This is a genomic window from Bacillus carboniphilus (genome assembly GCF_039522365.1).
Lineage (GTDB): Bacteria > Bacillota > Bacilli > Bacillales > JC228 > Bacillus_BF > Bacillus_BF carboniphilus.
The window spans coordinates 141,286-162,894 of record NZ_BAAADJ010000022.1; the positions used below are offsets into that span (position 1 = coordinate 141,286).

Here is a 21,609-nt window from a genome sequence, read left to right on the forward strand (position 1 = left end):
TGAAACAAAGAAGTCAGTGAAAAAACTGGCTTCTTTTTTACTTTTACCAAAGAAAACTTCACGAATCCTGTGGTATAATGTCGAAAGTATATAGGAAGTTGGGGGGGAGAAAAGTGGACGAACAGCAAGAATTAGAACGAGTGCAAAGACAATCGTTTCGAACCTTACTCGAACAATTAAAAATGACAGATGAAACCAGTGCTCGACTATTCGAAGACGCTAAAATAATCGAAGTGGGAATCTATCGGTCTACGAGAAGGTGGCATTTTGATCTATATTTTAAATCAGTCGTACCAAGTGAATTATTTCAAATCTTTGTATCACGATTAAAAAGTGCCTTTTCACATGTAGTGGCCTCTACCACTTTTACCATTACAACGGATGAACAATCAGTTGACCCTGAAAAGGTCGTATCCTATTGGAGTATTGTCCTACAAGAAATCGATGGAATCTCACCACCCATCCTTAGAAGATTAAATGAACAGCTGCCAGAAGCAAAAGGTAGTAAAGTGTTAGTTTCTATCCCAAACGAGACAGAACTACAAGCAATCAAACGGAAATATGGTGAATTGATACAAAAAGTATATAGCGAATTTGGATTTCCATCGTTCACTTTAGATTTTCAATTAAAAGAACCAGATAATAAACAAGAAGAGTATGAAAGATTTTTACAAGAAAAGCAGAAGGAAGACCAGGAAAGAGCGCTGCAAGCTTTACAGGAACAACAAAAACAAGCCGAGCAAGCAAGCGAAGAACAACTACCTTCTGGCCCTATCACCATTGGCTACAATATCAAAAATGATGAAGAAATCAGAAATATGGTGGACATCATTGAAGAAGAGCGCCGAATTGCTGTGGAAGGGTTTATTTTTGATGCTGAAACTAAAGAGCTTAAAAGTGGTCGTACGTTACTAACTTTTAAAATCACTGACTACACAAGCTCGATCATGGTTAAAATGTTTTCACGAGACAAAGAGGACGCCAAGATCCTCGAGCAAGTGAAAAAAGGCATGTGGGCACGTGTCAGAGGAAGCATTCAAAATGACACATTTGTACGCGACCTTGTCATGATTGCCAATGACTTTAATGAAATTGCAACTCCTACACGCTTGGATACAGCGCCTGAGGACGAGAAAAGGGTAGAGCTTCATGCTCACTCGCCTATGAGTCAAATGGATGCCGTTTCGAGTATTTCTTCACTTGTAGCACAAGCTAGTAAATGGGGGCATAAGGCGATTGCCTTAACAGACCATTCAGTAGCCCAATCTTTCCCAGAAGCCTATGGTGCTTCCAAGAAACATGGCATTAAGATGATTTATGGATTAGAAGCCAATATTGTAGATGACGGAGTTCCGATTGCATATAATCCGGCTCATCGTTCATTAGCAGACGATACTTATATTGTTTTTGACGTAGAAACAACGGGGCTATCTGCTGTTTACGACACCATTATTGAACTTGCGGCAGTCAAGATGAGAGATGGAGAAATCATTGATCGTTTTGAATCGTTTGCTGACCCCCATCATCCACTTTCGGCTACAACGATTGAGTTGACAGGGATTACGGATGACATGGTTCGAGGTGCTCCTGAACCTGGGGAAGTTTTAGAGAAATTCAAGGAATGGGCTGGAGATGACATTCTGGTTGCTCACAATGCCTCCTTTGATATGGGATTTTTAAATACAGGTTATAAAAAAATGGGGTATGGTAACTCTCCGAATCCGGTCATCGATACTCTCGAATTAGCTAGATTTTTATATCCTGAAATGAAGAATCATAGATTGAATACATTAGCGAAGAAGTTTGATGTAGAGCTCACTCAACATCACAGAGCGATATATGATGCTGAAGCGACTGGGTATTTGCTTGCTAAAATGTTGAAGGATGCACAGGAAAAAGGAATTGAATATCATGACCAGCTCAATGACTTTATGGGAGAAGGGACTGCTTATCAACGGGCTCGACCTTCACACTGTACATTGTTGGCACAAAATGATGTTGGACTTAAGAATTTATTCCAATTGATTTCAATTTCACATCTTCAATATTTTTATAGAGTACCAAGAATCCCGAGGTCTCTACTAACAAAGTATCGAGAAGGAATTCTCATTGGGACAGCTTGTGATAAAGGTGAACTTTTTGAAAGTATGATGCAAAAAGGCCCTGAGGAATCAGAGGAAGTAGCCAAATTTTATGACTATATTGAAGTGCAACCTCCAGAAGCCTACCAGCATTTAATCGAGCTGGAGCTAGTAAGGGATGAGGCATCATTAAGAGATATTATTCAAAATATCGTAGCACTTGGTGAAAAATTAAAGATTCCGGTTTGTGCCACTGGGAATGTTCATTACTTGAATCCTGAAGACCACATTTACCGTGAAATTCTTGTTCGGTCACAGGGAGGAGCGAACCCATTAAACCGTCATAAGCTCCCTGAGGTTCATTTCAGAACGACTAACGAAATGCTAGATTGCTTCGCATTTCTAGGTGCGGATAAGGCAAAAGAAATTGTCGTGAAAAATCCTAACCATGTTGCTTCTTTAATTGGGGAAGTCAAACCGATTAAGGATGATTTATATACCCCTAAAATTGAAGGGGCTGATGAAGAGGTTAGACAAAAGAGCTATGATATGGCTCGAAGCATTTATGGGGATGAACTTCCGGAAATTGTGGAGGCTCGTTTAGAAAAAGAGCTTAAAAGTATCATAGGACATGGGTTTGCGGTTATTTACTTGATTTCTCATAAGCTGGTAAAAAAATCGTTGAATGATGGATACCTCGTTGGTTCTCGTGGGTCAGTAGGGTCATCACTCGTAGCAACCATGACCGAGATTACAGAGGTTAACCCATTGCCGCCTCATTATGTATGTCCGTCTTGTAAGCATTCTGAGTTTTTCAATGACGGTAGCGTAGGCTCAGGGTTCGACTTACCAGATAAAAACTGTCCAAACTGTGGGGAGACTTATAAAAAGGATGGACATGATATTCCGTTCGAAACATTCCTTGGTTTTAAAGGAGATAAGGTACCAGATATCGATTTGAACTTCTCAGGCGAATATCAGCCGCGTGCCCATAACTATACGAAAGAGCTGTTTGGTGAGGATTACGTATACCGTGCGGGTACGATTGGTACGGTGGCCGATAAAACAGCGTTCGGATATGTCAAAGGGTATGCGAATGATAATAATTTGACGCTTCGAAATGCGGAGGTTGATCGCTTAGCTAAAGGGTGTACGGGAGTAAAGCGAACAACCGGTCAGCATCCAGGTGGAATTATCGTTGTTCCTGATTACATGGACATTTTTGATTTCACGCCTATTCAATTCCCTGCAGATGATAAGAATTCTGAATGGAAAACCACGCATTTTGACTTCCATTCCATCCACGATAACTTGTTAAAACTCGATATACTAGGACACGATGATCCAACGGTTATCCGGATGCTGCAGGACTTGAGTGGAATAGATCCTAAAACGATTCCTACCGATGATCCAGAGGTTATGAAAATCTTTAGCGGCACGGAATCATTAGGAGTAACAGAAGAGCAAATTATGTGTAAAACGGGAACCCTTGGGATCCCTGAATTTGGAACCCGATTTGTTCGTCAAATGTTAGAGGATACGAAACCAACTACTTTCTCAGAACTAGTTCAAATTTCAGGTCTGTCGCATGGTACAGACGTTTGGCTCGGGAATGCACAGGAATTGATTCATAATGGGATCTGTTCACTGAGCGAAGTTATCGGTTGTCGTGATGACATCATGGTTTACTTAATTTATCAAGGATTAGAACCATCACTAGCCTTTAAAATAATGGAGTCCGTTCGTAAAGGTAAAGGGCTACAGCCAGAAATGGAAGAAGAAATGATCAAGCAAGGTGTGCCAGCTTGGTACATTGATTCTTGTAAAAAAATCAAGTACATGTTCCCTAAAGCTCACGCGGCTGCCTACGTGTTAATGGCAGTAAGGATTGCCTACTTTAAAGTCCATCATGCATTGCTTTACTATGCTGCGTACTTTACGGTTCGAGCAGAGGACTTTGACGTTGAAGCAATGGTTCGAGGTTCAAACGCCATTCGGGCAAAAGTAGAAGAAATTCAAGCAAAAGGCTTAGAGGCATCAACCAAGGAAAAGAACTTGTTGACTGTACTTGAACTTTCGCTTGAAATGTGTGAAAGAGGTTACTCTTTCCAAAAAGTCGACCTTTATAAATCTCATGCAAGTGAATTTATTATTGAAGGGAACACATTGATTCCTCCATTTAACTCAATTCCAGGACTAGGAACCAATGCTGCGCTAAACATTGTGAAGGCGCGAGAAGAAGCTGAATTCCTATCCAAGGAAGACCTGCAACAACGTGGTAAAGTATCTAAAACCATTATAGAATACCTAGATAACCACGGTTGCTTAGAGGCACTGCCGGATCAGAATCAATTATCGTTGTTTTAAATAGAGCGGGACAGGGGGACAGGAACCTTGTCCCAGTTTTTTTTGAGTTCGGGAATCGCACTCAAAATGGGAAAATTGCACTTAAAGTGAGTATTTTCGAACTCAACCATGTCATTTTCGCACTCAAACTCGTTTTTGCACTTAAATCTAAATAATCGCACTCAAACAGGATTTTTCGCACTCAACTGACGATTTCCGCACTCAAAACCAGATTTTCGCACATACAAGTGGGGCCACTTAAAATTTCCACCAATAAAAATGGTCAAACTGTCACTAACGAGGAGACATCCCCCACTAATAAGCACCCCAAATTCGAATATCTAAGTCAACCTAGTGAGAATAATAGAAATTGAATAAAAATCACGCGGATTTACAAGCAATTTGAATAAAAACCACGCGGACTATTAGCAATTCAAAGAATTTCGGCACTCTAAACCATTTGCGCCTCCGCCAAAGCAATTTCGAAGAAGCTCATCTTCAGCTCGGCGCAAGGCAGCAAGAAGTAAACTCAGAGAAGTATATTCACGAAGCAATCAAAATCAGTAGCCTTGTCTAGCGGAAGCGCCTAGGGGCTCGAGTCATAAGCTATCTTGCTGTGGTGGCCAAAGTGCAGGCCACCACAACAATCTATCTTATGCTTGTCGCCCCTGCCCAAGGCGCTTCCGCTTTTCCATTTGCCTTTAATACCTGTTTATGGTATATTTCAATTGGTAATACTATTTATAACTTCGTGGCCAAGAGTGGGGAAACCCACTCTTTCGTATTGTGTAAGGCTTTCTAAATCAAGTTTTAGGTATAGTTCTCACGAAATTATCGAACAATTTTCTTACATAAGTGAGGAGGGAACATAATGAGCAAAGTTACGGAAACCGTAGAAAGCTTAGCTATTCCAATTTTGGAACAACTACAATTAGAACTTGTAGACATTGAATACGTGAAAGAAGGACAAAATTGGTTCCTCCGTATATACGTTGATAAGGATGCAGGTGTCGACATTGAAGAGTGTGGTCTGGTAAGTGAGAAGTTAAGCGAGAGGCTGGATGAAGTTGATCCAATCACTCATCCATACTTCTTGGAAGTTTCTTCTCCAGGTGCTGAAAGGCCATTGAAGAAGCCAGAACATTTTCAAAAAGCGGTTGGAAAAAATGTTCATGTGAAGACGTACGAACCGATTGATGACGAAAAGGTATTTGAAGGAAAGTTAGTATCCTTCAATGGAGAAGAACTCACTGTTGAGTACAAGGTAAAAACCAGAGTCAAAACCATTACCATTCCGATGGATAAGGTAGCGAAGGCTCGTTTAGCAGTGTTGTTTTCATAAGAAGTCATAAGTAGGAAGCACATTGCTTCCGCTTTTTCTTAATTATAATCCAGCTGTAGCGCTTTGCTCTAGGAATGTTAGAGGTAAGCAAGGCGGCTTCCGCTTTATATTGAAGGGGGATGAAGAGGATGAGCAGTGAGTTGTTAGATGCTCTAACGCTGCTTGAAAAAGAAAAAGGAATTTCTAGAGATGTTATTGTTGAAGCCATTGAGGCTGCTTTAGTTTCAGCGTATCGAAGAAATTTCAATCAAGCCCAAAATGTAAGGGTTGATTTAAATTTAGAAAAAGGCTCTATGCGAGTTTTTGCACGTAAAGAAGTAATGGAAGAAGTCGATGATCCACGCTTAGAAATGTCTCTAGAGGACGCAAAGGAAATTAGTCCAAACTATGAGATTGGTGATGTTGTAGAAATCGAGGTCACTCCACGTAACTTTGGAAGAATCGCTGCTCAAACAGCAAAGCAAGTGGTGACGCAAAGAGTACGTGAAGCGGAAAGAGGAATTATTTATTCTGAATTCGTAGATCGCGAAGAAGACATCATGACAGGGATTGTACAAAGACAGGATGGGAAGTTCACATATGTACAGCTTGGAAAGATTGAAGCTTTGCTTCCATTCAGTGAGCAAATGCCGAACGAATCCTACGAACCACACACAAGATTAAAAGTGTTCCTTACTAAAGTTGATAAAACTTCTAAAGGACCACAAATCTTCGTTTCTAGAACACACCCAGGTCTTTTAAAACGACTTTTTGAAATTGAAGTTCCTGAGATTTACGATGGCACAGTTGAAATTATGTCTGTAGCTCGTGAAGCGGGAGACCGTTCTAAGATCTCGGTTCGTGCAGAAAACCCAGAGGTTGATCCAGTTGGAGCATGTGTAGGACCAAAAGGTACTCGTGTTCAAGCGATTGTAAACGAATTAAAAGGTGAAAAGATTGATATTGTAAAATGGTCTGAAGATCCTGTTGAATTTGTTGCCAATGCACTTAGTCCATCGAAAGTATTAGAAGTTATTGTGGATGAATCTGAAAAAGCAACAACCGTAATCGTACCTGATTATCAATTATCATTAGCGATTGGTAAACGTGGTCAAAATGCTCGTCTTGCAGCCAAGTTAACCGGTTGGAAAATTGATATTAAAAGTGAGACAGATGCGAGAGAATTAGGAATCTATCCACGGGATAATGCTCTAATAAATGCAAAAGATGATTATGAAGAATATGAAGAGTTTGACCAAGTAGAGGATTCTACTGAAGAATAATGGAACACATATATGAGAGGTGATTGGTGATGGCTACAAATAAAAAGATTCCTCTCCGGAAGTGTGTAGCAACAGGCGAGATGAAGCCGAAAAAAGAAATGATTCGTGTGGTCCGTTCTAAAGAAGGCAATGTAGAAGTGGATCCTACAGGAAAAAAGTCTGGTCGCGGAGCTTACCTTTCTAAAACAAAGGAAGCTGTTGAGCTAGCAAAAAAGAAAAATGTATTTTCCCATCACCTAGAGGTTCAAGTACCAGACGAAGTATATGAAGAACTAATGAAATTTGTTGAAAAGGAGAGCTAGCCTTTTCATGACCAATAATAATTGGATGTCCCTATTAGGGCTTGCTAATCGTGCACGGAAGGTAGTTTCTGGGGAAGAACAAGTGATACAAGAAATTAGAAGAGGGAAAGCAAAGCTTGTCCTCTTGAGCAGGGATGCATCTGACAACACGACAAAGAAGGTAATGGATAAAAGTCATCATTATAAAGTTCCAGTCCGTCTTGTTGAGAGTCGTGACGTGTTAGGTCATTCCATTGGTAAACCTTCTCGCGTAGTAGTGTGCATTACTGATGGGGGTTTTGCTTCGAGCGTAATGAGACTGCTTGAGGAAATTTAGCGGGGGTGAATAATTATGAGTAAAGTGCGTGTCTATGAATTCGCTAAAAAACATAATGTTTCAAGTAAGGTAGTTATAGAAAAACTAAAAGAGATTAATATTGAGGTATCTAACCATATGTCCACTATCGAAGATTCGGTAATTCCGAAGCTAGAAAATGCCTTAAAGCCTAATTCAGGCGGGGGAAGTAAGAAACCGGAAGAGAAGAAGAACACTCAACCTGCCGGACAGACAAAGGAAGCTGACGGGAGCAAGAAAAAGAACTTTGAGGAAGCAGATGATGATTTGGAACCACGTAAAGTAAAGGTGAAATCTCCTGCTCCAAAAGCACGTGAAGGTAAAAAGCACGAGAATGAAAACCAAAAGAAAGAATCAAAGGTGTTGACTAAGGGGAAAAATAATAAAGGGAAACCTCAAAATGGCAGAAACCAACATAGAGGTGGAAACCATTCTCCAACCCCACAAGCTAGTCAACCGAAAAAGAAAGAAAAAGAACTACCTACTAAAATTACATTTAAAGAATCACTAACGGTAGCAGAGTTAGCGAAGAAATTACACAAAGAACCATCTGAAATCATTAAAAAGCTATTTATGCTAGGTGTTATGGCAACGATTAACCAAACACTTGATAAAGATGCGATTGAGCTTGTTGCTACAGATTATGGTGTAGAAGTAGAAGAAGAGGTAGTTATTGACACAACAGATCTAAATGTCTACATGACAGAAGATGCGGACGATGCTACAGTCGAACGCCCAGCTGTTGTAACCATCATGGGACACGTTGACCATGGTAAAACAACCCTCCTTGACTCCATTCGTAACACAAAGGTTACAGAAGGAGAAGCAGGTGGAATTACACAGCATATTGGTGCCTACCAAATTGATCTGGATGGTAAGAAAATCACGTTCCTAGATACTCCAGGTCACGCGGCTTTTACAACGATGCGTGCTCGCGGAGCTCAAGTAACGGATATTACCATTATCGTAGTTGCTGCAGATGATGGTGTTATGCCACAAACGGTTGAGGCTATTAACCACGCCAAAGCTGCAGAGGTTCCAATTATTGTAGCTGTGAATAAGATGGATAAGCCAACGGCAAACCCAGATCGTGTAATGCAAGAACTGACTGAACACGGGTTAGTTCCAGAAGCATGGGGTGGAGAAACAATCTTTGTTCCACTATCAGCATTATCTGGAGATGGAATCGATACCCTTCTTGAGATGATAGTTCTTGTTAGTGAAATGGAAGAGCTGAAAGCTAATCCTGATAGAAAAGCATACGGAACTGTTATTGAAGCTCAGCTTGATAAAGGACGAGGTTCTGTTGCCACGTTACTCGTACAAAATGGAACACTACACGTTGGGGATCCCATTGTAGTAGGTAATACATTTGGTCGTGTACGTGCAATGGTGAATGACCTTGGTAGACGTGTGAAAGAAGCAGGACCATCTACTCCAGTAGAAATCACGGGTCTAAATGATGTACCACAAGCGGGAGATCGCTTTGTTGTCTTGGAAGACGAGAAATCAGCTCGACAAGTGGGTGAATCAAGAGCACAACAAGCTCTTCAAGCTCAACGTAATGAAAAGTCTAAAGTAACGCTTGAAACTCTATTTGAACAAATGAAGCAAGGCGAAGTGAAGGACCTAAACGTAGTCATCAAAGCTGACGTTCAAGGTTCTGCGGAAGCTTTAGCTGCTTCTCTAAATAAAATTGATGTTGAAGGTGTTAACGTTAAAATTGTTCACACAGGTGTTGGAGCCATTAATGAATCCGACATTATTTTAGCCTCTGCATCTAATGCCATTGTCGTAGGTTTCAATGTGCGTCCTGATGTGAATGCTAAACGTGCTGCGGAACAAGAGGATGTTGAAATCCGTCTACATCGTATTATCTACAAAGTAATCGATGAAATTGAAGCAGCGATGAAAGGAATGCTTGATCCAGAATTCGAAGAGAAAGTGATTGGTCAAGCAGAAGTTCGTACTACCTTCAAAGTATCTAAAATCGGTACTATTGCTGGTAGCTATGTAACAGATGGTAAAATCACTAGAGACTCTGGCGTCCGCTTAATTCGTGACGGTGTCGTTGTTTTCGAAGGTGAAGTAGATGCTCTGAAACGTTTTAAAGACGACGTAAAAGAAGTGGCTACAAACTACGAATGTGGTATTACAATCAAGAACTTCAACGATATCAAGGAAGGCGATATCATTGAAGCATATGTAATGGAAGAAGTGGAAAGAACTTGATCATAAGCGCTACCATAGAGTGTATGATCTATGACGCCCGCTCCTTGAAGGAGAAGCGGGCGGTTTTACAAAGAATTATGACGAGGTTAAAACAGACGTTTAATATTGCAGTAGCAGAGGTTGAACACCAGGATGTTTGGCAACGAACAACCATTGCCATCGTTACGGTCAATTCTTCACATGTAACGGCTGAAAAGGAAATCCAAAGAGCTTTACAGTTCATTGATTCCTTTCCAGAGATTGAACGGACTGTTACGGAAGTAGAACGGCTATAACAGAGGTGATTAAAATGAGTTTAAGAGCCAACCGAGTCGGAGAACAGATGAAAAAAGAACTCGGAGACATTATTGGCAGAAAAATAAAAGACCCACGCATCGGCTTCGTAACGGTTACGGATGTTCGTGTAACAGGGGACTTGCAACAAGCCAAAGTGTATATCTCCGTTTTAGGTGACGAAGAGAAGAAACAAGAATCCTTAAAGGCATTAGCAAAAGCTAAAGGATTCATTCGAACAGAAATTGGACAAAGAATCCGCCTTCGTAAAACACCTGAGATTCTATTTGAGATTGATGAAGCGTTTGAATACGGAAATCGAATCGAACATCTTCTTCATGAAATCAAAAAGGATGAAAATCATACCGAAGACAATTAGGATTGGTTAACCCCCAATCCTTTTTGCGTTCGCTAAAGAAGGAGCTGAATCTTCTATGGATGGAATTTTACCATTATTAAAGCCCAAAGGGTTCACGTCTCATGATTGTGTCATGAAAATGAGGGGCATTTTTCAAACGAAAAAGGTTGGTCATACGGGAACCTTAGATCCGGATGTAACCGGTGTATTACCAATCTGTATCGGAAAGGCGACCCGAATTAGTGAATACCTTTTAAATAGCCCTAAAGGATACGAAGGCTCTGTTACCATCGGAAAATCTACCACAACGGAGGATGCTTCTGGTGAGGTAGTGGATAACAAGCAGTGTGCAGCTGTAACGCGAGAAGATGTCGTAGAGGCAATGGAAAAGCTGACGGGCACATTTATTCAGATCCCCCCGATGTACTCAGCCGTAAAAGTGAACGGAAAGAAATTATATGAGTATGCACGGGAAGGGAAAGAAGTGGAAAGACCTCAAAGGGAAATAACCGTCTTCAATTGGACATTAGAGAGTGACGGAGAAGTCTTTGAAGGACCGTATCCTACGTTCCGTTTTTCCGTTCAATGTAGTAAAGGGACGTATATTCGGACGCTTGCTGTCATGATTGGGGAACTGCTGGGTTATCCTGCACATATGTCTGATTTACAACGAACGAAATCTTCTATTTTTACCTTGTCGGACTGTAAGACTTTCCAAGAACTCCAGGAAGCTAAAGAAAACGGAGAATTGGCTTCTCTATTAGTACCGATTTCTGAAGCGCTTCAAGATTTGCCCAATTATACGATAAATGATACATTAGCTAAGAAAGTGTTAAATGGGCTGGTTCTGGAAAAGAGACAACTTCCTTTTTATAAGGGTGAAGAGTTGTTTTTATTTATGGATGAATCCAAGGAGGCCTTGGCTATTTATCGCGAGCATCCCACAAAGCCCGATTTAGTGAAACCGGATAAAGTGTTTCATTTTTAGTAGAGATTAAAGGAGTTTAGGGACATTGGAAGTCATTTCAGTTAGTTATCCTCATTCATATAATAAAGAAGATTTTCAAGAGTCTGCAATGGCAATTGGATTTTTTGATGGCGTTCATTTGGGTCATCAGAAAGTAATTAAGACTGCGATTGAATATGCCAAAGCGCATAATATGAAAAGTGCAGTTATGACATTTGATCCTCATCCATCCGTAGTACTGGGGAAAAATGTACAAAACGTTGAAATGATTACACCCATGCAGGAAAAGATTGAACAAATAAGAGCATTAGGTGTGGATTATCTTTTTGTCGTGAACTTTTCGGAGGCGTTTTCAAAATTACAACCACAAGAATTTGTGGACCAATTTATCATTGGGTTAAATGTTCAGCATGTAGTAGCAGGCTTTGATTTTTCATATGGTCGTTTTGGAAAAGGAAAGATGGATACATTGCCGGAATTCTCAAGGGGCAAGTTTACGCAAACAACAGTAGAGAAGTACGAAAAGGAAGAAATCAAGGTCAGCTCAACGGCCATTCGTTCGTTTTTGAAAGAAGGGCGAATGGATAAGGTAAAAGAGTTTTTAGGTCGATATTATTCTGTAAAAGGGACCGTTATACATGGTCATAAACGTGGCCGTCAAATCGGATTTCCGACAGCGAATATAAAACTCGATCAAGATTCATTAAAGCCACCGGTTGGTGTATATGCGGTTCAAGTTCAAGTCAAGGGTCAGTGGTACATAGGAGTCTGTAACTTCGGATACAAACCAACATTTGATGATGGGCCACTTGAACCCCAGGCAGAAGTCCATATTTTTGATTTTTCAGAGGATATATATGGCGAAACCATTGTGGTTCGTTGGCATAAGAGACTTCGTGATGAGAAAAAATTCCCTGACATTGATGAATTGATTAGGCAAATAAAGCAGGATGCTGAGGATGCAAAGGCCTTTTTTAGAGAATAGTCTGATAGTAACGTCTAAGCTTGATTTTTTATGGATAAAATAGTATGCTATGTAACGTAGTATTGAACCGTTGCTTGGCAACTCGACTCACCAACGGTTGCTCAGTAACCGGGGATTTTAAATTTTAGGAGGTGAAAAGGATGGCAATCACTCAAGAACGCAAGCGCGAATTGATTGAAGAGTTCAAAACTCACGAAAGTGACACTGGTTCACCAGAGGTCCAAATCGCTGTCCTAACGGAAGAGATTAACAACCTAAACGAACATTTACGTACTCATAAGAAAGATCATCACTCTCGTCGTGGTCTTTTGAAGATGGTTGGTAGACGTCGTAATTTACTTACTTATCTTCGTGATAAAGATGTTCAACGTTACCGTGAGCTTATCAACAAGCTTGGTCTACGTAGATAAAAAGTGGAAAGCGGGATTAATCCCGCTTTTTCTTATACCAAGATATACTGGTAATTATTTACTCATGACATAAATTTTTTCATTTATACATAATTCATCCTTTAATTAAATACATAATTCATTTTAAGGTTTAAAAGGAAAGTGTATACTAGTAAATAAGAAGCAAAAATAAACGGGTTTAGAACGAACTAAACCTCATTTAGAGAGGGGTTTCAAATACAGATGGAACAAGAGAAACAAATCTTTTCCATGGACTGGGCTGGCCGTAAGCTGACCGTTGAAATCGGTCAATTAGCAAAACAAGCAAATGGCGCTGTCCTAGTACGCTATGGAGATACTGGTGTGTTAAGCACCGCTACTGCCTCAAAGGAACCAAAGAACTTAGACTTTTTCCCACTAACAGTGAACTATGAAGAAAGACTATATGCCGTTGGGAAAATTCCGGGAGGCTTTATTAAACGTGAAGGAAGACCAAGCGAAAAAGCCATTTTAGCTAGCCGTTTGATCGACCGTCCAATTCGCCCTTTATTTGCGGATGGTTTCCGTAATGAAGTACAAGTTGTAAGTATTGTAATGAGTGTGGATCAAGACTGCTCATCTGAAATGGCCGCTATGTTCGGTTCTTCATTAGCGCTTACAATTTCAGATATTCCATTCCAAGGGCCAATTGCTGGAGTAGTAGTAGGTCGTGTGGATAATCAATTTGTGATTAACCCAACTGTTGAACAAATGGAAAAGAGTGATATTAACTTGACAGTTGCTGGAACAAAAGATGCGATTAACATGGTTGAAGCAGGGGCGGATGAAGTTCCTGAAGAAACGATGTTAGAGGCCATCATGTTCGGTCACGAAGAAATTAAAAAGCTTATTGCTTTCCAAGAAGAAATTCAAAAGGCAATGGGTAAAGAGAAAATGGAAGTCAAACTTTATAAAGTGGATGAAGAACTAGAAGCAAAGGTCCGCTCTATTTGTGAAAGTGAAATGGTACAAGCTGTTCAAGTGGTTGAAAAGCATGCTCGTGAAGATGCGATTCAAGCAGTTAAAACGAAAGTGGTTGAGCAATACGAAGCGGAAGAAGCAGATGATGATACGCTTAAACAAGTGAAGGAAATCCTTCAAAAGATTGTAAAATCAGAAGTTCGTCGTTTGATTACAGAAGATAAGGTCCGTCCAGACGGGCGTGGGCTTGACGTAATTCGTCCTCTATCATCAGAAGTAGGTCTACTTCCACGTACACATGGTTCAGGACTATTTACGAGAGGTCAAACACAAGCGCTTAGTATTTGTACATTAGGTGCGCTTGGTGACGTACAGGTGTTAGATGGGTTAGGTATTGAAGAATCTAAACGCTTTATGCATCACTATAATTTCCCTCACTTCTCTGTTGGGGAAACAGGGTTCATTCGTGGACCAGGTCGTCGTGAAATCGGACACGGTGCACTAGGTGAAAGAGCACTAGAGCCAGTTATACCATCCGAAAAGGAATTCCCGTATACAGTCCGTCTTGTATCTGAAGTGTTAGAATCAAACGGTTCTACATCACAAGCGAGTATTTGTGCAAGTACATTAGCGATGATGGATGCCGGTGTTCCAATTAAAGCTCCTGTAGCTGGTATTGCAATGGGACTAATCAAATCTGGAGAACATTATTCAATCCTATCTGATATTCAAGGTATGGAAGATCATTTAGGAGATATGGACTTTAAAGTGGCAGGTACTGAAAAAGGAGTAACTGCACTACAAATGGATATTAAAATCGATGGACTTTCTCGTGAAATCCTAGAGGAAGCTCTACACCAAGCAAAAACGGGTAGAATGCACATTTTACAATCTATGCTTGCAACGATTTCAACTCCAAGAGGAGAGCTTTCTCCGTATGCGCCAAAGATTCTTCAAATGGCTATTAACCCAGATAAAATCCGTGATGTTATCGGACCAAGTGGGAAGCAAATTAACAAAATCATTGAAGAAACTGGCGTAAAGATTGATATCGAGCAAGATGGTACAGTCTTCATCTCTTCTACAAATGAAGAAATGAACCAAAAGGCGAAGAAAATCATTGAAGACATCGTAAGAGAAGTAGAAGTAGGTCAAATGTATCTTGGTAAAGTAAAACGAATTGAAAAATTCGGCGCTTTCGTAGAAATCTTCAGTGGTAAAGATGGACTCGTTCACATTTCTGAATTAGCAGAAGAACGTGTGAAATCTGTAGAAGATGTTGTGAAAATTGGAGACGAACTACTAGTGAAGGTAACAGAGATCGACAAACAAGGTCGTGTGAACCTATCAAGAAAAGCCGTTCTTCGTGAACAAAAAGAAAAAGAAGAACAAGCTTAAGTCAGGTCGGGGAGAAAAACCCTGGCCTTTTTATTAGAAAAAAGCTAACCTGTTCTACCTTGTCCCTTTTCTTCATACCTTTTAAATAAGGTAATAAGGGGGAAGGTATGTATGAAGCGATTTTTAAAATGGATTTTAGTCATGGGAATAGCTACACTCATCATTCAAAATCCTTGGACAACGCAATATGTCGTTAGTTTAAAACAAACCGCGGTACCCATTGGCAAAAATATAAAGTTGTACAATGAAATACAAGACTTTGCTCAGTCTGTCTATATTCCACCAAAGGACGCTAAGGTCGATCCTGTGTGGAAAAAAATCCCTGGTTACAATGGACTGAAGGTTAATATTGATGCTTCCTATGACAACATGAAAAAAGAAGGTAAGTTTATTGAGAAATTGCTGGTCTATGAGCAAGTTCCTCCAAAAGTCCATTTAAGTGATTTACCAGCAGAACCGATCTATAAAGGTCATCCAGATAAACCGATGATTTCATTATTGATCAATGTTGCCTGGGGAGAGGAATACTTATTGGATATATTAGCCACATTAAAAAAGCATAATGTTAAAGCAACTTTCTTCCTGGAAGGCAGATGGGTGCAAAAAAATCCAGACCTTGCTAAAATGATAGCCGAAGGTCATCATGACATCGGAAATCATTCGTATACACATCCGAATTTAGAAACGTTACCAACTGCTAAAACAATCGAAGAATTAACAAAGACGAATGACATCATTGAGGCCACAACAGGAATAAAACCTGTGTGGTTTGCACCACCATCAGGCGCCTTTAGAAAAGAAACCGTAGGAATAGCTAAGCAAATGAACATGGAAACCATCATGTGGAGCGTGGATACGATTGATTGGCAGAAGCCTTCAAAAGAAGTTCTGCTCGGTAGGGTGTTACCTAAGTTACATAACGGAGCTCTCATTTTAATGCATCCAACCCAGTCTACGAGAGACTCCTTAGAAACACTGATTACGGAAGCAAGGAAGAAAGGATATCAGTTTGGAACCGTAACAAGAACCTTAAGTGAAGAACGTATCCTTTCAACAAAAGAAGAGCAACGATTATCCCAAAAACCATAGGGACAATTTTGACAGCTAGAGGAGGACTACTATTTGGTTACAAAGTATACTTGTCAAAATGGAGTAAGAATCGTACTAGAGAATATTCCAACAGTTCGAAGTGTTGCAATCGGTGTCTGGATTGGAACGGGTTCAAGGAATGAAACATTAAAAGATAATGGAATCTCTCACTTTTTGGAGCACATGTTTTTCAAAGGTACGAAAACAAGAAGTGCCAGAGAAATTGCTGAAAGCTTTGATTCTATTGGTGGTCAGGTCAATGCCTTCACTTCAAAGGAATATACCTGCTACTATGCAAAAGTGTTAGATACACATGCATTTTACGCACTTGAAGTATTGGCAGATATGTTCTTTAATTCTACTTTTGAAGATGGAGAGCTACAAAAAGAGAAAAATGTGGTATATGAAGAAATTAAAATGTACGAAGATACACCAGACGATATTGTCCACGATATCTTAAGTAAAGCCATTTACGGCTCTCATTCTCTTGGCTATCCAATATTAGGAACTGAAGAAACTTTACAGACCTTTAATGGAGACAGCCTAAGAGATTACATGAACAAGAGATACACACCAGAAAACGTCGTTATTTCGATTGCAGGTAATATTTCCGAGGATTTTATTAAAGAAGCGGAAGGCTACTTCGGAGACTATCATGTCACTCAAACGGATGCTGATGAGGAAGCAGTGCCAGGATTCCATAATCAGTTTTTCACAAGAAAAAAAGATGTGGAACAAGCTCATCTATGTTTAGGATTTAATGGCTATCCAGTTGGTCATGAAAACATTTATGGCTTAATCGTTTTAAACAATATTTTGGGCGGTAGTATGAGTAGTCGTTTATTCCAAGAAGTAAGGGAACAAAGAGGTCTTGCTTACTCCGTTTTCTCCTATCATACTTCCTATAAAGATAGCGGCTCTCTCACCATCTACGGTGGGACAGGTGCAAAGCAATTAGATACGCTCTATGAAACCATCGATCAAACACTAAAGGTGTTAAAGCGTGATGGGGTTACGGAAAAAGAGTTAAGTAACAGTAAAGAGCAATTAAAAGGAAACCTCATGCTTGGCTTGGAAAGCACAAATAGTCGCATGAGTCGTAACGGGAAAAATGAATTGGTTTTAAAACGCCATCGTACATTAGACGAAATGGTTGAGGCTATTGACTCAGTATCCTTGGAAGATGTTGCAGCGATTGCCAATGAAGTCTTCACGGAAGATCAATTCTCAGTTGCTCTCATTAGCCCGGAAGGTAAGTTACCTAGCATGTTAGAAGGAAAAGGGTAAGGGATGTCTACTCCTCTATAAAGGAGTAGGCATTTTTTTATGCAGGTTGGTCAATTCTCCCTCTTCTAAACCTTGTCTAAAACGTATACATATATAAGGACAACATCTGAAAGGAGAGAAGTAAATGCGACTGAGTGAGCTGAGTGGGAAAGAAATTGTCGATGTGAAGCGGGCGGAGCGATTGGGAGTCTTAGGACAAACCGATTTAGAACTAAATGAAAAAGGACAAATTATAGCGTTACTAATTCCAACGGGTAAATGGTTTGGCTTCAAGAAGCATGCTGGCGAAATTCGAGTACCATGGAGACATATTAAGAAGATTGGTACAGATATGATTATTATTGATATCCCAGAGGAAGATACATTGGAAGAGACTGTGTAAGTTGAAACCGCTGATGGCGGTTTTTTCTTTTGGGAGGGGGCAGAAGGCTGTGATTTGGTTTTTAGTTAAGAATAAGCGGCGCTGGATTTTGGTTAATTATGGATTAGTTCTGAATAAATGGCCCTGAGTTCTGAATAATAAAGGATTAGTTCTGAAAAATGGCACTAAGTTCCGAATTGTATGAGATTAGTTCTGAAAAAGTGATTCTGAGTTCTGAATAGCAGATGATTAGTTCTGAAAAATGATTGTGAAGTTCTGAAAAGCGTTTAGCTGGCCATAACTATTTTTAGTTCAAAAGGAATTTAATGAAAATGCCGGTTAAATAACTAAATTCAGTCATAGTTTCCAATATCGGGTCAAAAGTTTCCGATAGAAGCGTCAAGTTTTCCAATAGCGTGTCCAAAGTTTCCGATAGACGTGTCAAGTTTTCCGATAGCGGGTCAAAAGTTTCCGATAGTGGCCTCGAGTTTTCCGATACCGTGCCTAAAGTTTCCGATAGAAATGTCAAGTTTTCCGATAGCCCACCAAAACTTCCCCCAAAAAGCCCCATATTATAAAAAATACTACCTACACAACCGGCATTTTCCATTAACCAAGCATTCCAACTCCTCCAATCAACGCTAGCTAATCCCCATTACATCAACCCATCCACTCATCTCCACACAAAATTTCTCCCTTTCTCTCTTTCTTCAAAAACTATCCTCACCGAACAACTCTGTCGGTCATAGACTGATGAAGGAATATGATTTTTCTATTTGTATTGCATCAGAGAGTTTATCTTCTGAACGTAGATAAGTGTTTAGCTCAGGAAGTCACCTCTCAAGCTTTATGCCCGAGGTGAAGCAAGGTGCTCGCGCTTTTCAATCTTCCAGATGGAAACAAAAAGAAGGTGATAGTGACATGCTAACAGGGATGCACGTAGCAGTAATGGGTGGGGATGCCCGCCAATTAGAGATTATAAAAATGCTGAATGAACTGGATGCCAAAGTGACACTGATTGGCTTTGAACAACTAGATCATGCTTATACTGGGGCGGTCAAAGAAAAAGTATCGGAAGCCAATTTTTCAGAAATGGATGCCATTATTTTACCTGTGAGAGGAACGGATCAGGAGGGTCAAGTGGATACGATTTTCTCGAATGAAAAAATCGTGCTTACGGAAGAGCTTCTAATCCAAACCCCTAAGCATTGCACCATTTATTCAGGAATATCCAATCCGTATTTAGATAGCATTATTTCAAGTTCGAATCGAAAATTGGTTCAATTATTTTCACGTGATGATGTTGCGATTTACAACTCCATTCCAACGGTTGAAGGAACCATTATGATGGCCATTCAGCACACGGATTTTACCATTCATGGCTCAAATGTATTAGTGCTAGGGCTTGGAAGAGTGGGAATGAGTGTAGCTCGCACTTTTGCCTCCTTAGGGGCAAAGGTAAAGGTTGGTGCTAGAAAGACTGAGCATATTGCAAGAATAACAGAAATGGGATTAACGCCATTTCACCTTGATGACCTTGAATCGGTAGTGAAGGACGTGGATATTTGTATTAACACCATTCCAGTCTTAGTTGTAAAAGCAAATGTGATTGCTAAAATGCCTGCCCATACTCTGATTATAGATCTTGCTTCAAAACCGGGTGGGACGGATTTTAGATATGCAGAAAAAAGAGGAATTAAAGCACTATTAGCACCAAGCCTTCCAGGTATTGTTGCTCCTAAAACAGCTGGCCAGATTTTAGCAAATGTCCTTTCTCAGCTATTAGAGCATGATTTTAAAAATGGAAAGGAGTAAGCTTTCATATGAGTTTAAAAGGAAAAAGAATTGGATTTGGAATTACAGGGTCCCATTGTACGTATGAGGAAGTTTTCCCGGAGATTGAGAGATTAGTGAACGAAGGAGCAGAGGTTGTTCCTGTTGTTTCTTTTACCGTAAAAAGTACGGATACACGCTTTGGAGAAGGTGCAGAGTGGATCAGAAAAATTGAAGAGGTTACAGGTCAGAAGGTTGTAGATTCAATTGTAGCTGCAGAACCACTTGGACCAAAAAATCCCCTGGATTGTATGGTCATAGCTCCTTTAACGGGGAACTCCATGAGTAAATTTGCCAACGCTCTAACAGATTCGCCACCGCTAATGGCAGCGAAGGCAACCCTTCGTAATCATCGACCAGTTGTACTTGGAATTTCTACAAACGATGCCCTTGGGTTGAATGGTGTGAACTTAATGAAGCTAATGGCTGCGAAGGATATTTATTTTATCCCATTTGGTCAGGATGATCCGTTTGGTAAGCCAAAGTCAATGGTCGCACAGATGACTTTATTAAAAGAAACGGTATTAGCTGCATTAGAAGGAAAACAGTACCAGCCTGTATTACTAGAAAGATATAAGGGTTAACTGTTTAAGTAGCAAGTCCCTTTCAATCATAGAAAAATGGTGATATAGTAAATGAATCCTTTATGTAACCATGCGCTTTAGTATGGTAAAATAAAGACATTCCAGTATAGTTTAAACATCATATCGGAAAGGGAGATCCCGATGAGTACAATAAATCAATATCATGTTGCTGTTGTAGGTGCAACAGGAGCAGTTGGCGAACAAATGTTACACACATTAGAAGCATTAGACTTTCCTATTAGTCAATTAACCTTACTATCTTCAGCTCGTTCAGCTGGTAAAAAGATTGTGTTTAAGGGTCAAGAATATACAGTTCAAGAAGCAAAACCTGAAAGCTTTGAGGGTGTAGATGTTGCTTTATTTAGTGCTGGTGGAAGTGTATCCAAACAATTAGCTCCTGAAGCTGTTAAGCGAGGAGCTATTGTAGTGGATAACACAAGTGCCTACAGAATGGATCCGAATGTTCCATTGGTCGTACCAGAAGTGAATGAAGTAGATTTGCACAACCATAATGGAATTATTGCAAATCCAAACTGTTCAACCATTCAAATGGTGGTTGCATTAGAACCTATCAAAAAAGCACTTGGCTTGAAAAAAGTAGTAGTTTCCACATATCAAGCTGTTTCAGGTGCAGGTCATTCTGCAATTGAAGAGTTAAAAAGTCAAACGGATGCGATGCTAAAGGGAGAAGAGGTAGAGCCTCAGCTTCTTCCTGTAAAAGGTGATAAAAAGCATTATCCGATCGCGTTTAATGCCATTCCACAGATTGATGTCTTTCAAGATAATGGCTTTACGTATGAAGAGATGAAAATGATTAACGAAACGAAGAAGATTATGCACATGCCTGAATTGAAAGTGGCAGCAACATGTGTTCGTTTACCTGTTGTTGCGGGGCATTCTGAGTCTGTATATGTTGAAGTGGAAAAAGAAGGCGTCACAACAGAGGAATTACGGTCATTGTTACGTGATGCGGAAGGTGTAACTTTGGAGGACCAACCAGAAGAACAAATTTACCCTATGCCACTTTTTGCAGAAGGGAAACCAGATGTATTTGTAGGTCGAATTCGTAAAGATTTAGACGAAGATAAAGGTTTCCACTTATGGGTTGTTTCAGACAATCTGCTCAAAGGTGCAGCATGGAATTCTGTGCAAATAGCTTGGTCTCTTGCCAAGCAAGGTTTGTTGAGCAAAAAAGCATAAAGTTGCATAGAATAAAAGGTAATAAC

Annotated in this window: 18 protein-coding genes; all 18 read left to right on the top strand. The window is 40.1% G+C overall.

What is annotated here, in order from left to right:
• Positions 1-77: 77 nt before the first annotated feature.
• The 18 genes from ABDZ91_RS11965 to asd all read left to right on the top strand — a co-directional run bounded on the left by ABDZ91_RS11965 (position 78) and on the right by asd (position 21,583).
• Entirely contained in the window at positions 78-4,448 is a 4,371-nt protein-coding gene (locus ABDZ91_RS11965) for a PolC-type DNA polymerase III (RefSeq protein ID WP_343799264.1), read from the top strand.
• An 850-nt stretch (positions 4,449-5,298) separates the two neighbouring features.
• Positions 5,299-5,769, top strand: coding sequence for a ribosome maturation factor RimP (rimP, locus tag ABDZ91_RS11970; RefSeq protein WP_343799265.1), 471 nt, complete (start codon positions 5,299-5,301; stop codon positions 5,767-5,769).
• 128 nt (positions 5,770-5,897) lie between these two features.
• Complete coding sequence (nusA, locus tag ABDZ91_RS11975) at positions 5,898-7,031, top strand: transcription termination factor NusA (RefSeq protein ID WP_343799266.1); 1,134 nt, start codon at positions 5,898-5,900, stop codon at positions 7,029-7,031.
• 29 nt (positions 7,032-7,060) lie between these two features.
• Positions 7,061-7,333, top strand: a complete 273-nt coding sequence (gene rnpM / locus ABDZ91_RS11980; RefSeq protein WP_343799268.1) for an RNase P modulator RnpM — start codon at positions 7,061-7,063, stop codon at positions 7,331-7,333.
• Positions 7,334-7,340: 7 nt separating this feature from the next.
• Positions 7,341-7,649, top strand: coding sequence for a YlxQ family RNA-binding protein (locus tag ABDZ91_RS11985; RefSeq protein WP_343799270.1), 309 nt, complete (start codon positions 7,341-7,343; stop codon positions 7,647-7,649).
• Between the two features lie 15 nt (positions 7,650-7,664).
• Positions 7,665-9,899, top strand: a complete 2,235-nt coding sequence (infB, locus tag ABDZ91_RS11990; RefSeq protein WP_343799271.1) for a translation initiation factor IF-2 — start codon at positions 7,665-7,667, stop codon at positions 9,897-9,899.
• Positions 9,896-10,174: a DUF503 domain-containing protein gene (locus ABDZ91_RS11995; protein WP_343799272.1), complete on the top strand. Its 279-nt coding sequence runs from the start codon at positions 9,896-9,898 to the stop codon at positions 10,172-10,174. The genes infB and ABDZ91_RS11995 overlap by 4 nt, the downstream gene beginning before the upstream one ends.
• A 14-nt stretch (positions 10,175-10,188) precedes the next feature.
• Complete coding sequence (rbfA, locus tag ABDZ91_RS12000; protein ID WP_343799273.1) at positions 10,189-10,551, top strand: 30S ribosome-binding factor RbfA; 363 nt, start codon at positions 10,189-10,191, stop codon at positions 10,549-10,551.
• A 55-nt stretch (positions 10,552-10,606) separates the two neighbouring features.
• Positions 10,607-11,518: a tRNA pseudouridine(55) synthase TruB gene (gene truB, locus ABDZ91_RS12005; protein ID WP_343799274.1), complete on the top strand. Its 912-nt coding sequence runs from the start codon at positions 10,607-10,609 to the stop codon at positions 11,516-11,518.
• A gap of 25 nt (positions 11,519-11,543) precedes the next feature.
• Complete coding sequence (ribF, locus tag ABDZ91_RS12010) at positions 11,544-12,482, top strand: bifunctional riboflavin kinase/FAD synthetase (RefSeq protein ID WP_343799275.1); 939 nt, start codon at positions 11,544-11,546, stop codon at positions 12,480-12,482.
• 140 nt (positions 12,483-12,622) lie between these two features.
• On the top strand, positions 12,623-12,892 hold the full coding sequence (rpsO, locus tag ABDZ91_RS12015; RefSeq protein WP_343799276.1) for a 30S ribosomal protein S15: 270 nt from the start codon (positions 12,623-12,625) through the stop codon (positions 12,890-12,892).
• Positions 12,893-13,114: 222 nt separating this feature from the next.
• Positions 13,115-15,229 carry a polyribonucleotide nucleotidyltransferase gene (gene pnp, locus ABDZ91_RS12020; RefSeq protein WP_343799278.1) on the top strand — a complete coding sequence of 705 codons (2,115 nt, stop codon included), beginning with the start codon at positions 13,115-13,117 and terminating at the stop codon, positions 15,227-15,229.
• A gap of 111 nt (positions 15,230-15,340) precedes the next feature.
• Positions 15,341-16,318: a polysaccharide deacetylase family protein gene (locus ABDZ91_RS12025; protein ID WP_343799280.1), complete on the top strand. Its 978-nt coding sequence runs from the start codon at positions 15,341-15,343 to the stop codon at positions 16,316-16,318.
• Between the two features lie 33 nt (positions 16,319-16,351).
• Positions 16,352-17,605: a M16 family metallopeptidase gene (locus tag ABDZ91_RS12030; RefSeq protein ID WP_343799283.1), complete on the top strand. Its 1,254-nt coding sequence runs from the start codon at positions 16,352-16,354 to the stop codon at positions 17,603-17,605.
• A gap of 124 nt (positions 17,606-17,729) precedes the next feature.
• Positions 17,730-17,987 carry a YlmC/YmxH family sporulation protein gene (locus ABDZ91_RS12035; RefSeq protein WP_343799285.1) on the top strand — a complete coding sequence of 86 codons (258 nt, stop codon included), beginning with the start codon at positions 17,730-17,732 and terminating at the stop codon, positions 17,985-17,987.
• A 900-nt stretch (positions 17,988-18,887) separates the two neighbouring features.
• On the top strand, positions 18,888-19,781 hold the full coding sequence (gene dpaA / locus ABDZ91_RS12040) for a dipicolinic acid synthetase subunit A (RefSeq protein WP_343799287.1): 894 nt from the start codon (positions 18,888-18,890) through the stop codon (positions 19,779-19,781).
• Between the two features lie 8 nt (positions 19,782-19,789).
• The gene (locus ABDZ91_RS12045) at positions 19,790-20,383 is read left to right on the top strand and encodes a dipicolinate synthase subunit B (protein WP_343799289.1); all 594 of its coding nucleotides are present in this window, start codon (positions 19,790-19,792) and stop codon (positions 20,381-20,383) included.
• A 141-nt stretch (positions 20,384-20,524) separates the two neighbouring features.
• Positions 20,525-21,583 carry an aspartate-semialdehyde dehydrogenase gene (gene asd, locus ABDZ91_RS12050; RefSeq protein ID WP_343799291.1) on the top strand — a complete coding sequence of 353 codons (1,059 nt, stop codon included), beginning with the start codon at positions 20,525-20,527 and terminating at the stop codon, positions 21,581-21,583.
• Positions 21,584-21,609: the final 26 nt, after the last annotated feature.

What these genes read in the sequence shown, in the direction of transcription:
- ABDZ91_RS11965 (WP_343799264.1), top strand. Translation starts at nt 78, where the DNA reads ATGTCGAAAGTATATAGGAAGTTGGGGGGGAGAAAAGTGGACGAACAG.
- rimP (WP_343799265.1), top strand. Translation starts at nt 5,299, where the DNA reads ATGAGCAAAGTTACGGAAACCGTAGAAAGCTTAGCTATTCCAATTTTG.
- nusA (WP_343799266.1), top strand. Translation starts at nt 5,898, where the DNA reads ATGAGCAGTGAGTTGTTAGATGCTCTAACGCTGCTTGAAAAAGAAAAA.
- rnpM (WP_343799268.1), top strand. Translation starts at nt 7,061, where the DNA reads ATGGCTACAAATAAAAAGATTCCTCTCCGGAAGTGTGTAGCAACAGGC.
- ABDZ91_RS11985 (WP_343799270.1), top strand. Translation starts at nt 7,341, where the DNA reads ATGACCAATAATAATTGGATGTCCCTATTAGGGCTTGCTAATCGTGCA.
- infB (WP_343799271.1), top strand. Translation starts at nt 7,665, where the DNA reads ATGAGTAAAGTGCGTGTCTATGAATTCGCTAAAAAACATAATGTTTCA.
- rbfA (WP_343799273.1), top strand. Translation starts at nt 10,189, where the DNA reads ATGAGTTTAAGAGCCAACCGAGTCGGAGAACAGATGAAAAAAGAACTC.
- truB (WP_343799274.1), top strand. Translation starts at nt 10,607, where the DNA reads ATGGATGGAATTTTACCATTATTAAAGCCCAAAGGGTTCACGTCTCAT.
- rpsO (WP_343799276.1), top strand. Translation starts at nt 12,623, where the DNA reads ATGGCAATCACTCAAGAACGCAAGCGCGAATTGATTGAAGAGTTCAAA.
- pnp (WP_343799278.1), top strand. Translation starts at nt 13,115, where the DNA reads ATGGAACAAGAGAAACAAATCTTTTCCATGGACTGGGCTGGCCGTAAG.
- ABDZ91_RS12025 (WP_343799280.1), top strand. Translation starts at nt 15,341, where the DNA reads ATGAAGCGATTTTTAAAATGGATTTTAGTCATGGGAATAGCTACACTC.
- ABDZ91_RS12035 (WP_343799285.1), top strand. Translation starts at nt 17,730, where the DNA reads ATGCGACTGAGTGAGCTGAGTGGGAAAGAAATTGTCGATGTGAAGCGG.
- dpaA (WP_343799287.1), top strand. Translation starts at nt 18,888, where the DNA reads ATGCTAACAGGGATGCACGTAGCAGTAATGGGTGGGGATGCCCGCCAA.
- ABDZ91_RS12045 (WP_343799289.1), top strand. Translation starts at nt 19,790, where the DNA reads ATGAGTTTAAAAGGAAAAAGAATTGGATTTGGAATTACAGGGTCCCAT.
- asd (WP_343799291.1), top strand. Translation starts at nt 20,525, where the DNA reads ATGAGTACAATAAATCAATATCATGTTGCTGTTGTAGGTGCAACAGGA.